At 69.4% G+C, this 13486-nt stretch carries 16 protein-coding genes; 1 reads left to right on the top strand and 15 read right to left on the bottom strand.

Annotated elements, in window-relative coordinates; genetic code table 11:
* Positions 1-9: 9 nt before the first annotated feature.
* Positions 10-1005 (top strand): type I pantothenate kinase, encoded by a 996-nt coding sequence (gene coaA / locus ACFY0X_RS19990; protein WP_387756355.1) that lies wholly within the window; start codon positions 10-12, stop codon positions 1003-1005.
* 84 nt (positions 1006-1089) lie between these two features.
* On the opposite strand, the gene glmM is transcribed toward coaA, so the two are convergent.
* The 15 genes from glmM to secY form a co-directional block, all read right to left on the bottom strand.
* A complete protein-coding gene (gene glmM / locus ACFY0X_RS19985) occupies positions 1090-2454 on the bottom strand; it encodes a phosphoglucosamine mutase (RefSeq protein WP_387756353.1) in 1365 nt (454 codons plus the stop codon).
* 165 nt (positions 2455-2619) lie between these two features.
* A complete protein-coding gene (gene rpsI / locus ACFY0X_RS19980) occupies positions 2620-3141 on the bottom strand; it encodes a 30S ribosomal protein S9 (RefSeq protein WP_387756606.1) in 522 nt (173 codons plus the stop codon).
* 33 nt (positions 3142-3174) lie between these two features.
* Positions 3175-3618, bottom strand: a complete 444-nt coding sequence (gene rplM / locus ACFY0X_RS19975; protein WP_030055846.1) for a 50S ribosomal protein L13 — start codon at positions 3616-3618, stop codon at positions 3175-3177.
* A gap of 233 nt (positions 3619-3851) precedes the next feature.
* Positions 3852-5510 (bottom strand): ABC-F family ATP-binding cassette domain-containing protein, encoded by a 1659-nt coding sequence (locus ACFY0X_RS19970; protein WP_387756351.1) that lies wholly within the window; start codon positions 5508-5510, stop codon positions 3852-3854.
* 46 nt (positions 5511-5556) lie between these two features.
* The gene (gene truA, locus ACFY0X_RS19965) at positions 5557-6465 is read right to left on the bottom strand and encodes a tRNA pseudouridine(38-40) synthase TruA (protein WP_387756349.1); all 909 of its coding nucleotides are present in this window, start codon (positions 6463-6465) and stop codon (positions 5557-5559) included.
* Positions 6466-6545: 80 nt separating this feature from the next.
* Positions 6546-7013 carry a 50S ribosomal protein L17 gene (rplQ, locus tag ACFY0X_RS19960; RefSeq protein WP_387756347.1) on the bottom strand — a complete coding sequence of 156 codons (468 nt, stop codon included), beginning with the start codon at positions 7011-7013 and terminating at the stop codon, positions 6546-6548.
* 127 nt (positions 7014-7140) lie between these two features.
* On the bottom strand, positions 7141-8163 hold the full coding sequence (locus tag ACFY0X_RS19955) for a DNA-directed RNA polymerase subunit alpha (RefSeq protein WP_049649049.1): 1023 nt from the start codon (positions 8161-8163) through the stop codon (positions 7141-7143).
* Between the two features lie 142 nt (positions 8164-8305).
* On the bottom strand, positions 8306-8713 hold the full coding sequence (gene rpsK, locus ACFY0X_RS19950; protein WP_014136257.1) for a 30S ribosomal protein S11: 408 nt from the start codon (positions 8711-8713) through the stop codon (positions 8306-8308).
* Positions 8714-8785: 72 nt separating this feature from the next.
* Complete coding sequence (rpsM, locus tag ACFY0X_RS19945) at positions 8786-9166, bottom strand: 30S ribosomal protein S13 (protein WP_188306769.1); 381 nt, start codon at positions 9164-9166, stop codon at positions 8786-8788.
* Between the two features lie 176 nt (positions 9167-9342).
* Positions 9343-9456, bottom strand: coding sequence for a 50S ribosomal protein L36 (gene rpmJ / locus ACFY0X_RS19940; RefSeq protein ID WP_003956441.1), 114 nt, complete (start codon positions 9454-9456; stop codon positions 9343-9345).
* Between the two features lie 32 nt (positions 9457-9488).
* Positions 9489-9710: a translation initiation factor IF-1 gene (gene infA, locus ACFY0X_RS19935; RefSeq protein WP_003956442.1), complete on the bottom strand. Its 222-nt coding sequence runs from the start codon at positions 9708-9710 to the stop codon at positions 9489-9491.
* 193 nt (positions 9711-9903) lie between these two features.
* Positions 9904-10329 (bottom strand): large conductance mechanosensitive channel protein MscL, encoded by a 426-nt coding sequence (gene mscL, locus ACFY0X_RS19930; RefSeq protein ID WP_387756345.1) that lies wholly within the window; start codon positions 10327-10329, stop codon positions 9904-9906.
* Positions 10330-10470: 141 nt separating this feature from the next.
* Positions 10471-11310 (bottom strand): type I methionyl aminopeptidase, encoded by an 840-nt coding sequence (map, locus tag ACFY0X_RS19925; RefSeq protein ID WP_387756343.1) that lies wholly within the window; start codon positions 11308-11310, stop codon positions 10471-10473.
* A 118-nt stretch (positions 11311-11428) separates the two neighbouring features.
* Positions 11429-12082, bottom strand: a complete 654-nt coding sequence (locus tag ACFY0X_RS19920) for an adenylate kinase (protein WP_387756341.1) — start codon at positions 12080-12082, stop codon at positions 11429-11431.
* Positions 12082-13392 (bottom strand): preprotein translocase subunit SecY, encoded by a 1311-nt coding sequence (gene secY, locus ACFY0X_RS19915; protein WP_387756339.1) that lies wholly within the window; start codon positions 13390-13392, stop codon positions 12082-12084. The genes ACFY0X_RS19920 and secY overlap by 1 nt, the downstream gene beginning before the upstream one ends.
* Positions 13393-13486: the final 94 nt, after the last annotated feature.

The following is a 13486-nucleotide window of genomic DNA, read 5'->3' as shown; positions in this document are numbered from 1 at the left end:
CGGCTCACAATGGAGCATGTGCTGACCGAACTCTGTACGCGGGGCGCCGCCACGCCCGGCCCGTCGCCGTCCCCCTACGTGGACCTCAGCCGGGCCGAGTGGAGCGCGCTGCGCGAGCGTACGCCGCTGCCGCTGACCGCCGAGGAGGTGGAGCGGCTCCGCGGCCTCGGTACCGCGCTCGACCTGGACGAGGTCCGCGACGTCTACCTGCCGCTGTCGCGCCTGCTGAACCTGTACATCCACGCCACGCACGAACTGCGGGGCACGCTGGGCACGTTCCTGGACACCCCGGACACCGAGCGCACCCGCACCCCGTTCATCATCGGCGTGGCCGGCTCCGTCGCGGTCGGCAAGTCCACCACGGCCCGCCTGCTCCAGGCGCTGCTCGCCCGCTGGCCCGAGCACCCCCGGGTCGAACTGGTCACCACCGACGGCTTCCTGCTCCCCAACGCCGAGCTGCGCCGCCGCGGCCTGATGGCCCGCAAGGGCTTCCCGGAGTCCTACGACCGCCGGGCGCTGATGCGCTTCGTCGCGGACGTGAAGGCGGGCAAGGAGCGGGTCAGCGCGCCGGTCTACTCGCACCTGGTGTACGACATCGTGCAGGGCGAGCGGCTCACCGTGGAGCGCCCGGACATCCTGATCGTCGAGGGCCTGAACGTGCTCCAGCCGGCCCTGCCCGGCTCCGACGGCCGCACCCGGCTCGCGGTGGCCGACTACTTCGACTTCTCGATCTACGTCGACGCCCGGACCGACGACATCGAGCACTGGTACCTGGACCGCTTCCGCAAGCTGCGGCAGACCGCCTTCCAGGACCCGAACTCCTACTTCCGCCGCTTCACCGAGGTGCCGGAGGAGGAGGCGATGGAGTACGGCCGACAGGTCTGGCGCACCATCAACAAGCCCAACCTGCTGGAGAACGTGCTGCCGACCCGCGGCCGGGCCACCCTGATCCTCCAGAAGGGCGCCGACCACAAGGTCCGCCGGGCGCTGCTGCGCAAGCTCTGACCGCCCGTCGGGCACGACGGGAAGGGCCCCCGCGGCGCGCGGGGGCCCTTCGTCGTCTCCGGCCCCGGCCCGGCGGCCGCGGGCTCAGCCCAGGTGGGCGCGCACCGCCTCGGCGAGCCGCTGCGCGACCGTCTCGGCCTGCGCCGGGTCGGCGGCCTCGACCATCACCCGGACCAGCGGCTCGGTGCCCGACGGGCGCAGCAGCACCCGGCCGGTGGAGCCCAGTTCGGCCTCGGCCCCGGCGACCGCCGCGGCCAGCTCGGTGCTGGTCCGCACCCGGCTCTTGTCGACGCCCTTGACGTTGATCAGCACCTGCGGCAGCCGGGTCATCACGGCGGCCAGGTCGGCCAGCGGCTGCTTGGTGGCGGCCAGTCGGGCGCCCAGCATCAGACCGGTCAGGGTGCCGTCACCGGTGGTGGCGTGGTCCAGCAGGATCACGTGGCCGGACTGCTCGCCGCCCAGCGCGAAGCCGTGCTCCTTCATCGCCTCCAGCACGTAGCGGTCGCCGACGGCGGTCTCCACCAGCTCGATGCCCTCGCGCTCCATCGCCAGCTTGAAGCCGAGGTTGGACATCACGGTGGCCACCGCGGTGTTGCCGCGCAGGGTGCCGGCCTCCTTCATGGCGACCGCGAGGATGGCGATGATCTGGTCGCCGTCCACCTCGTTGCCCTCGGCGTCGGCGGCGAGGCAGCGGTCGGCGTCGCCGTCCAGGGCGATGCCCAGGTCGGCCTGGTGCTCCTTCATCGCGACCCGCAGCCGGTCCAGGTGGGTGGAGCCGACGCCGTCGTTGATGTTCAGGCCGGTGGGCTCGGCCCCCAGGGTGTGGACCACCTCGGCGCCGGCCCGGGCGAAGGCCTCGGGGGCGACGTAGGCGGCCGCGCCGTGGGCGCCGTCGATGACGACCTTGATGCCGTCCAGGCGGTTGGGCAGCACGCCGATCAGGTGGGCGACGTACTTGTCGAAGCCCTCGGTGTACTCGCGCACCCGGCCGACGGCCGCGCCGGTCGGACGGTTCCAGTCCTCGTCGCCGAGCGTGTGCCTGCGGTAGTGGGACTCGATCGCGTCCTCGATCCGGTCGTCCAGCTTGTGGCCGCCGCGGGCGAGGAACTTGATGCCGTTGTCCGGCATGGCGTTGTGGCTGGCGGACAGCATCACGCCGAAGTCGGCGCCGAGCGCGCCGGTGAGGTACGCCACGGCCGGGGTGGGCAGCACACCGACCCGCAGGACGTCGACTCCGGCACTCGCCAGACCGGCGATGACGGCGGCCTCCAGGAACTCGCCCGAGGCGCGCGGGTCACGGCCGACCACCGCGACCGGCCGGTGGCCGTCGAAGGCGCCGGCCTCGCCGAGCACATGGGCCGCCGCGACCGACAGACCGAGCGCCAGCTCCGCCGTCAGGCCCTCGTTGGCCACCCCGCGCACGCCGTCCGTACCGAAGAGTCGTCCCACTGTCCCGTCCTCCATCACCACTGCTCGGAACCCAACCGATGATCCCGGCCGCCGCACAGTAGCCGGGGAACACGTCGCCCCGGAGTACACGGGGTACTCCGGGGCGACGGTTTCGCGCAACCAGGGGGTGCGCCGCCAGGGCGGACCGCACCCCCGGGGAGGCGATTAGCGCTTGCTGTACTGCGGCGCCTTGCGGGCCTTCTTCAGACCGGCCTTCTTGCGCTCGACGGCGCGGGCGTCACGGGTCAGGAAGCCGGCCTTCTTGAGGGCGCCGCGGTTGTTGTCCACGTCGGCCTCGTTCAGGGCACGGGCGACGCCGAGGCGCAGCGCGTAGGCCTGGCCGGAGACGCCGCCACCGCTGATGCGGGCGACGACGTCGTAACGGCCGTCCAGCTCCAGGAGCTTGAAGGGCTCGTTCACGGTCTGCTGGTGCACCTTGTTCGGGAAGTAGTCCTCGAGGGTGCGACCGTTGATCTTCCACTGGCCCGTGCCGGGGACGATGCGCACGCGGGCGATCGCCTCCTTGCGACGGCCCAGGCCGGCACCCGGAACGGCCTCGCCGAAGCGGCCGGCCAGGGACTCGGAGGTGTAGCTCTCCTCGGAGGTGTACTCGCCCTCGACGGCCTCGGCGGCCTCGTCGAAGTCGACCTCAAGGGTTTCAGTGGTCTCGGCCACGGTGTTCCTCAGCTCTTTTCAGTGTTGGGGGGCTTGGTGGCCGAATTACTGCGCGACCTGGGTGATCTCGAACGGCACCGGCTGCTGGGCAGCGTGGGGGTGCTGGTCGCCCGAGTAGACCTTGAGCTTCGAGAGCATCTGACGGCCCAGGCTGTTCTTGGGGATCATGCCCTTGATGGCCTTCTCGACGGCCTTCTCCGGGTTGTTCGCCAGCAGGTCGTCGTAGCGCACCGAGCGCAGACCGCCCGGGAAGCCCGAGTGGCGGTAGGCCAGCTTCTGGGTCTTCTTGTTACCGGACAGGTGCACCTTGTCGGCGTTGATGATGATGACGAAGTCACCAGTGTCAACGTGCGGCGCGTAGATCGCCTTGTGCTTGCCCCGGAGGAGGTTGGCGGCCTGGGAGGCCAGGCGGCCGAGCACGACGTCGGTCGCGTCGATGACGTGCCACTGACGCTGGACGTCGCCGGGCTTGGGGCTGTACGTACGCACGGTCGTAGCCTTCGCTTTTCAGTGAGTGAGTCCTGACAGGAGCACCCGGACGGAAGAGCAGCCTGGCCACCCTTGGACGCAATTCAAGGGGGGACCGCTGGTCGACGACCTGATGTCTCCGGCGTACCGACCTCTCACGTGAGATAGAGCGAGCCAATACGCACATCAAGCGTCCAGGTTACCGGCAGGGCCGGACCCGGTCAAAAATGCCCGGGACCGGCCCCCGCCGTCACTCAGCGTTCGCGCTCCACCCGGGTCACGTCCCAGACCGGCTCGGACGACTCGAACACCCGGCCGTCCGCCCCGAACACCAGGAACCGGTCGAAGGTCTTGGCGAACCAGCGGTCGTGGGTCACGCACAGCACCGTGCCGTCGAACGCCTCCAGGCCGGCCTGCAGCGCCTCGGCGCTCTCCAGGTCCAGGTTGTCGGTCGGCTCGTCGAGCAACAGGGCCGTGACGCCCGAGAGTTCGAGCTTGAGGATCATCAGCCGGGCCTGCTGCCCACCGGACAGCGACTCGAACTTCTGCTCCTCCTGGCGGTCCAGCTCGTACCGGCGCAGCGCGCCCATCGCGGCGCCGCGGCTGAGCGCGTGCTCCTCCTCGACGATCGACCGCACGGTGCGGCCGAACAGCTCCGGGTGGGCGTGGGTCTGCCGGAAGTGGCCGGGGACGACCCGGGCGCCGAGCTTCCAGTCACCGGTGTGCGCGACGGTTTCGTCCCCCGCGAGCAGCCGCAGCAGGTGCGACTTGCCGGCGCCGTTGGCGCCCAGCACGCCGACCCGCTCGCCGTAGAAGACCTCCAGGTCGAAGGGCTGCATCAGGCCGGTGAGCTCCAGCCGCTCCATGGTGAAGGCGCGCACGCCGGTGCGCCCGCCCTTGAGCCGCATGCTGATGCTCTGCTCGCGCGGCGGCGCCTCCGGCGGGCCGACCTCCTCGAACTTCTTGAGCCGGGTCTGGGCGGCGGAGTAGCGGGAGGCCATGTCGTGGCTGACGGAGGCGGCCTGGCGCAGGGTGACGACCAGCTTCTTGAGCTTGGCGTGCTCCTCGTCCCAGCGGCGGCGCAGCTCCTCGAAGCGCTCGAAGCGGGCCTTGCGGGCCTCGTGGAAGGTGTCGAAGCCGCCGCCGTGCACCCAGACGCTGCTGCCGGCCGCGCCGGACTCGACGCTGATGATCTTGTCGGCGGTCTTCGAGAGCAGCTCGCGGTCGTGCGAGATGAACAGGACGGTCTTCGGGGTGGCCTTGATGGCCTCCTCCAGCCAGCGCTTGGCCGGGACGTCCAGGTAGTTGTCGGGCTCGTCGAGCAGGAGCACCTCCTCCGGGCCGCGCAGCAGCGCCTCCAGCACCAGCCGCTTCTGCTCGCCGCCGGAGAGGGTGTTCAGGCCGCGCCACTGGGCCTTGTCGAAGGGCATCCCGAGGGCCGCCATGGTGCAGACGTCCCAGTCGGTCTCGTAGTCGTAGCCGCCGACGTCGGCCCAGTCGGAGAGCGACTGGGCGTAGGCCATCTGCGTCTTCTCGTCGTCCTGGGCGATCATCGCCAGCTCGGCGGCGTCCACCGCGCGGGCCGCCCTGGCGATCCGCTCCGGGGCGACCGACACCAGCAGGTCCCGCACCGAGGCGTCGGCGGGCAGCCCGCCGGGGGTGGCCTGCTGGTCCTCGCGGCCGGTGGTGCCGACGAACTGGCGCATCACGCCGAGCCCGCCGCTGATCGTCACCGAGCCGCCGTGCGGCTGGAGGTCCCCCGCGATCATCCTCAGCAGCGTGGTCTTGCCGGCCCCGTTGGCGCCGACCAGGGCGACCGCGGCGCCCTCGCCGACCCGGAAGGACGCGTCGTCGAACAAGACGCGCCCGTCCGGCAGGTAGTACTCCAGGTGCGAAATCTCGACGTGTCCCATGGGAGCGATTCTCCCAAGCGGACGCGCCGGGCCAAAACGGATTACCTCACAGCGCGCTCTGCCCGGGCAGGGTGCGCATCCGCCGGGCCGCCCGGTTGCGCTCGGCCAGCTGGTCGTCCGGCGGGTAGCCGACCTCCTCCAGCGTGAGCCCGTACGGCCGGATCACGTTGACGGCCGAGTTGCGCACCCCGCCGGCCAGCACCTCGCCGGGGAACTCCACCGGCCGGTGTCCGTCGCCGACCAGCAGCATCGCGCCGACCAGCGCCCGGACCATGTTGTGGCAGAAGGCGTCCGCCCGGACGGTGGCGACCGCCAGCGAGCCCTCCTGGGCGGCGTAGGAGTCCACCGGGACGCGGTTCCAGCGCAGCTCCAGCAGGGTGCGGATGGTCGTGGCGCCCTCGCGCTTCTTGCAGTACGCGGCGAAGTCGTGCTCGCCGAGCAGCAGCTCGGCGGCCGCGTTCATCCGGTCGACGTCCAGCGGGCGGTCGTGCCAGAGCACGTGGCCGCGCAGCAGCGGGTCCACCCCGCCGGGGTGGTCGGCGACCCGGTACGCGTACCGGCGCCAGATCGCCGAGAAGCGGGCGTCGAACCCGGCCGGCGCCTCGCCGACCCGGTAGATCCGGACGTCCCCGGGGAGCCGGCCGGCCAGCCGGCGCAGCAGCTTCTCCCGGTGATCCGCCCACAGCTCGACGGGCAGGTCGACGTGGGCGACCTGGCCGCGGGCGTGCACCCCGGCGTCGGTGCGGCCGGCCACGGTCAGCGGGAACGGTTCGGAGCTGCGGGTGACGACCTGGAGCGCGGTCTCGATCTCCTCCTGGACCGTCCGGCGGCCGCCCTTCTGGCGGGCCCAGCCGGAGAACTCGGCGCCCTGGTAGGCGAGGTCGAGCCGGACCCGGACGTACCCCTCCGCCGGGCCGTCCTTCACCGGCGGCCGCTCGGCGCAATCGTTGACCACTGCTCTCCACTCCCTGGACATGAGGAACGGGCCCGCTCCCCCACGGATGGGAGGGCGGGCCCGCAACACACCTGGCGGTGTCAGGCCTGCTCGGCGGCCTCGGTCTCGGTGGCCTCGACCTTGGCGTCGGCCTCCTTGACGGCACGCTTGGTGGCGGCCTCGGCCTCACCGACGGCGGTCTGCGCGACGGTCAGCGCCTCGACCAGCTCGATCACGGCCATCGGGGCGTTGTCGCCACGACGGGGACCGACCTTGGTGATGCGGGTGTAGCCACCCGGGCGGTTCTCGTAGCGCGGCGCGATCTCGGTGAAGAGGGTGTGCAGCACCGAGACGTCGGTGATGGTCTTGCGCACCAGGCGACGGTTGTGGATGTCGCCCTTCTTCGCCTTGGTGATCAGCTTCTCCGCCAGCGGGCGCAGGCGGCGGGCCTTGGCCTCGGTGGTGGTGATGCGGCCGTACTGGAACAGCTCACGGGCCAGACCGGCGAGCAGCAGCGGCTCGTGGTGGGGGCCACCGCCGAGGCGGGCACCCTTGGTGGGACGCGGCATGGAATTACTCCTTGAATCTCCGACTACGGCCGTACCAGGTACCGCAGCGGGCGTACGGGCACGGTGCCCGTACGACTTTCACGACGACGGGGGCGGCTCCGTGGAACCGCCCCCGCGGCCAGGTCTCTTAGTACTGCTCGGTCTCGGCGAAGTGCGAGTCGTCGAGGTCGTCGGCGCCGAAGGCGTCGGCGGCGGCGGTCGGGTCGAACCCGGGCGGGCTGTCCTTGAGGGCCAGGCCCATGCCGGCCAGCTTCGCCTTGACCTCGTCGATCGACTTGGCGCCGAAGTTGCGGATGTCGAGCAGGTCCGCCTCGGAGCGGGCGACGAGCTCACCCACGGTGTGGATGCCCTCGCGCTTGAGGCAGTTGTAGGAGCGGACGGTGAGCTCCAGCTCCTCGATCGGCAGCGCCAGGTCGGCGGCCAGGGCGGCGTCCGTCGGGGACGGGCCCATGTCGATGCCCTCGGCGTCGATGTTCAGCTCGCGGGCGAGGCCGAACAGCTCCACCAGGGTCTTGCCGGCCGAGGCCATGGCGTCGCGCGGACGCATGGCGGGCTTGGTCTCGACGTCGACGATCAGCTTGTCGAAGTCGGTCCGCTGCTCGACACGGGTGGCCTCGACCTTGTAGGTGACCTTCAGCACGGGGCTGTAGATCGAGTCGACCGGGATGCGGCCGATCTCCTGGCCGGAGGCCTTGTTCTGGACGGCGGAGACGTAGCCGCGACCGCGCTCGACGGTCAGCTCCATCTCCAGCTTGCCCTTGCCGTTCAGGGTGGCGAGGACCAGCTCCGGGTTGTGCACCTCGACACCCGCCGGCGGGGCGATGTCGGCGGCGGTGACGACACCCGGGCCCTGCTTGCGCAGGTACATCACGACCGGCTCGTCGTGCTCCGAGGAGACGACCAGCTGCTTGATGTTGAGGATGAGGTCGGTCACGTCCTCCTTGACGCCCGGCACGGTGGTGAACTCGTGCAGGACGCCGTCGATGCGGATGCTGGTGACAGCGGCACCCGGGATCGACGACAGGAGCGTGCGGCGCAGGGAGTTGCCGAGGGTGTAGCCGAAGCCCGGCTCCAGCGGCTCGATCACGAACCGCGAGCGGAACTCGTCGACGACCTCTTCGGTCAGCGAGGGACGCTGAGCGATAAGCATGGGGGAAATCCTCCGGTTGTCTTCGGCACCCACTATTTGATGCCGACAGGACCAAGCGTACGGGCTCCCGTGAGCAGTGACACTCACCGCGTGGGAGCCCGTACGAGGTTTGGAGCAGGACCGCGTGCCCGAAGGCGCTGCGTCAGACGCGGCGGCGCTTCGGCGGACGGCAGCCGTTGTGCGGGGTGGGGGTGACGTCCTGGATCGAGCCGACCTCCAGGCCGGTGGCCTGGAGCGAACGGATCGCGGTCTCGCGGCCGGAGCCCGGACCCTTCACGAAGACGTCGACCTTGCGCATGCCGTGCTCCTGCGCGCGACGGGCAGCGGCCTCAGCGGCCATCTGCGCGGCGAACGGGGTGGACTTGCGCGAGCCCTTGAAGCCGACGTGGCCGGCGGAGGCCCAGGAGATCACGTTGCCCGAGGGGTCGGTGATCGAAACGATGGTGTTGTTGAACGTGCTCTTGATGTGCGCGTGGCCGTGAGCGACGTTCTTCTTTTCCTTGCGGCGGATCTTCTTCGCGCCGGCAGCCTGACGACCCTTGGGGGGCATAAGTCTGTTCTCCTACTGAGGTGGTCGGTCCGCTGACCCGCGGGCCGGAGGGATGTCCGGTGACGGGACGGACTACTTCTTGCCCGGCTTCTTCTTACCGGCGATCGCGCGACGCGGGCCCTTGCGGGTACGCGCGTTGGTGTGGGTGCGCTGGCCGCGGACCGGCAGGCCGCGGCGGTGACGCAGACCCTCGTAGCAGCCGATCTCGACCTTGCGGCGGATGTCGGCGGCCACCTCACGGCGGAGGTCACCCTCGACCGTGTAGTTGGCGTCGATGTACTGGCTCAGCTTGACGAGGTCGTCCTCGGAGATGTCGCGAACGCGGACATCCGGGTTGACACCGGTCTCGGCCAGGGTCTGCTGGGCGCGGGTACGGCCGATGCCGTACACGTAGGTGAGGGCGATCTCGATCCGCTTCTCACGGGGGAGATCAACGCCGGCGAGGCGTGCCATTCAAGGCTCCTGTGGTTCTTCAGAGGTCTTGCGTGCTACCTACTCCTTCGCCTCTCGACGATGGAGCCCCGGCCTCTGACCGGGGGCGGCAGTCCGACCGCGAACGGACGGATCGGGTAGCCCGCTTATGACGTTTTCGCGTCGCGCGAAGTACTACGAGAAATGCTGGAGAGCGATCAGCCCTGGCGCTGCTTGTGGCGCAGGTTGTCGCAGATCACCATGACCCGGCCGTGACGGCGGATCACCTTGCACTTGTCGCAGATCTTCTTGACGCTCGGCTTGACCTTCATGTTCAGGTTCTCCGGGTCTAGATCTGACGTTCTTACTTGTAGCGGTAGACGATCCGCCCGCGCGTGAGGTCGTAGGGGCTGAGCTCCACCACGACCCGGTCGTCCGGCAGGATGCGGATGTAGTGCATGCGCATCTTGCCACTGATGTGCGCGAGGACCTTGTGACCGTTCTGCAGCTCGACCTTGAACATCGCGTTCGGAAGAGACTCGATCACGGTGCCCTCGATCTCAATGGCGCCTTGCTTCTTAGCCATGAACTGCGAGATCCACCTTCCGGGACCGGCTACCGTATGCGGAACGCTCGTGCGAACCTGGGTTCACCCCGTCCCCGAGGGGAAGAGGGCGTGCTGAAGCACGCTACGAGTGAGCCGACGGTCCATCCTACGCCAGCGCGTCCGGGGGACCAAAACCGGGGCCCCGGAAAGCGGTCGCCGTCACACCACCGGGTCAGATCCGGGCGGTGACGGTCAGCGGCTCGACGTGCGCGGTGCAGGCCGAGCAGCGGCGGGCGGCCTCGGGGATCTCGGTCAGGCACTCCGGGCAGGGGCGCTTCGGGGTCTTCGGCTTCTTCGGCATGTAGCGCGCGGTCGCCTTGGTGATCGGCAGCACCACGCAGAAGTACAGCACCGCGGCGGTCATGAAGAACGCGATCAGCACGTTGAGGAACTGCCCGTACGGGAAGGTCACCCCGGCGACGTGCGCCTTGTACGAGCTGAAGTCGCCGGCCGCGCCGACCACCACACCCACCAGCGGGGTGAGGAACGCCGACACGAAGCCGGTCACCACCGCGGTGAACGCGGCGCCGATGACCACACCGACGGCCATGTCGACGACGTTGCCGCGCATCATGAAGTCGCGGAATCCCTTGAGCACGTGCTGTCTCCTGCATCGCTCGTAAACCAGTCAGGCGGCAGCGGACCACTACCAGCCGATAAAAATAGGACAAAAGCCCTGGAGGTCCAAACCTCCAGGGCCCTGGTCCCCCGTCAGCGGCGGCAGCCGGCGCCGCCCCGACTACGCGAGCGGGTCCGGAGCCGCGGTGACGCCCAGCTTGGCCAGCTCCGCCTTGCCGCCGTCGAAGGCGGTCAGCACCAGCGGGCCCTGCTCGGTGACGGCCACCGAATGCTCCCAGTGCGAGGCCCAGGTGCCGTCGTTGGTGACGACCGTCCAGTCGTCCTCCAGCACGGTGGTGTGCGGGGTGCCGAGCGAGACCATCGGCTCGATCGCCAGCACGGTGCCGGGGACCAGCTTCGGGCCCTTGCCGCGGCCGCGCTCGACGTAGTTCAGCACGTGCGGCTCCATGTGCATCGCGGTGCCGATGCCGTGGCCGCCGTACCCCTCGGTGATGCCCCACTTGCCCTTCGGCGGCAGCGGCTGGCGGCGGATGTAGCCCTCGATCGCCTTGGAGACGTCCACCAGGCGGTTGTTCTTCTTCATCTGGGCGATGCCGGCCCACATCGAGCCCTCGGTGACCCGGCTCAGCATCTCGACCTCCGGGCGGACCTCGCCGACCGCCACGGTGATGGCCGAGTCGCCGTGCCAGCCGTCCAGGATGGCGCCGCAGTCGATCGAGATGACGTCGCCCTCCTGGAGCACCCGGTCGCCGGGGATGCCGTGCACGACCTCGTTGTTCACCGAGGCGCAGATCACGCCCGGGAACCAGAGCCCGCCGTGGTGGGCGCGGAAGTTCGAGGTGGCACCGTGGTCGGTGATGACCTTGTCCGCGATGTCGTTGAGCTCCTGGGTGGTCACCCCCGGGACGACCGCCTCGCGGCAGGCCTTCAGGGCCTCGGCGACGACCAGCCCGGCCGCTCGCATCTTCGCGATCTGCTCGGGGGTCTTGATCTCCACCATCTGGTCACGCCTTCCAAGTCCGGATTACCACTGCTACCACCGTACGACGCCGAAACGGCCGGGCCACCCGCGCTGGGGCGGGCGACCCGGCCGTACCGTCGTACGTTCGCCGAGAGACTCAGCTGTCCTGCTTCAGCGCCTCGATCGAGCGGGCGGTGACCTCGTCCACCTTGCCGAGGGCCGAGATGGTCGCCACCAGGCCCTGCTGGACGTAGTAGTCGATGATCGGCTCGGTCTCGGTGTGGTAGACCTCCAGGCGCGTGCGCACCTTCTCCTCGGTGTCGTCCGAGCGCTGGTACAGCTCGCCGCCGCACTCGTCGCAGACGCCCTCGGTCTTCGGCGGGTTGTAGTCCACGTGGAAGACGTGGCCGCCGTCGTTGCGGCACAGGCGCCGGCCGGCGATCCGGCGGACGACCTCGTCCTCGGGGACCTCCAGGTCCAGCACGCCGTCCAGCTTGATGCCCTGCTCGGCGAGGAACTCGTCGAGCGCCTTCGCCTGGCCCAGGTTGCGCGGGAAGCCGTCGAGCAGGAAGCCCTTGGCGGCGTCCGGCTGGAGCATCCGGTCCTTGGCCATCCCGATGGTGACCTCGTCCGGCACCAGGTGTCCCGCGTCCATGTAGCTCTTGGCCTCGAGCCCCAAGGGGGTGCCCTGGCTGATGTTCGCGCGGAACAGGTCGCCGGTGGAGATGTGGGGGATGGACAGGGTCTTGGCGAGCAGGTGCGCCTGAGTACCCTTCCCGGCCCCGGGAGGACCAACGAGGACGATACGCATCAGCGGAGGAACCCTTCGTAATTGCGCTGCTGGAGCTGGCTCTCGATCTGCTTCACAGTTTCGAGTCCGACGCCGACGACGATGAGCACGCTGGTGCCGCCGAACGGGAAGTTGGTCTGCTGTCCGAAGGCGACCAGGGCGATCATCGGGATCAACGCGATCAGGCCCAGGTAGAGCGAACCCGGCCACGTGATTCGGGTCAGCACGTAGTTCAGGTACTCGGCCGTCGGGCGGCCGGCCCGGATGCCCGGGATGAACCCACCATACTTCTTCATGTTGTCGGCAACTTCTTCGGGGTTGAAGGAGATGGCGACGTAGAAGAACGCGAAGAAGACGATCAGCAGGAAGTAGGTGGCCATGTAGATCGGGTGGTCACCCTTGACGAAGTTCGTCCGGATCCACGTGGCCCAGCCGGCCTGGCTGTTGGTCAGCTGGACCACCAGCGCGGGGATGTACAGCAGCGACGAGGCGAAGATGACCGGGATGACACCGGCCTGGTTCACCTTGAGCGGGATGTAGGTCGAGGTGCCGCCGAACGCCCGGCGGCCGATCATCCGCTTCGCGTACTGGACCGGGATCCGGCGCTGGGCCTGCTCGACGAAGATGACCAGCATCACGACGATGACGCCGACCGCGACCACGGAGAGGAACTCGACCCAGCCGCCGCCGATGGTGCCGGACTGCTTGATCGCCCACATCGAGGACGGGAACTGGGCCGCGATCGAGGTGAAGATCAGCAGCGACATGCCGTTGCCGATGCCGCGGTCCGTGATCAGCTCGCCGAGCCACATGATGACCGTGGTGCCGGCGGTCATGGTGAGCACCATGACGGTGATCCGGAACACGCTGGTGTCCGGGACGATCTGGTTCGCGTAGACGCAGCCGGAGAACAGCGCGCCGCTGGAGGCCGTCGCCACGATGCCGGTGCCCTGGAGCACCGCGAGCGCGATGGTCAGGTAACGGGTGTACTGGGTGATCTTCGCCTGGCCGGCCTGTCCCTCCTTCTTCAGCATCTCCAGTCGCGGGATCACGACGGTGAGGAGCTGGAGGATGATGCTCGCCGTGATGTACGGCATGATGCCGAGGGCGAAGATCGTCAGCTGGAGGAGCGCGCCACCGCTGAACAGGTTGACGAGTCCGAAGAGGCCACTGTTCTTGGTCTCCTTCACGCACTCGTTCACGGCCGTGAAACTCACGCCCGGAATCGGGATGTGCGAGCCCAGCCGGAACAGCACCATGATGCCCAGCGTGAACAGCAGCTTCTTGCGCAGGTCGGGCGTCTGGAACGCCCGCGCGAACGCACTGAGCACGGTGCCTCCTGCGCCTCCCGCGCGTCGTCGGCGGGAGGGTCGGTCCTGAATGGGGAGTTTGCGGTACGGGCCCCCGTACAGACGGCACAGGCGA

It is taken from the genome of Kitasatospora sp. NPDC001547 (genome assembly GCF_042894165.1).
Classification (GTDB): domain Bacteria; phylum Actinomycetota; class Actinomycetes; order Streptomycetales; family Streptomycetaceae; genus Kitasatospora.
The sequence above is the reverse complement of the archived record's forward strand: the minus strand, read 5'-3'. Positions and strand labels throughout refer to the sequence as shown.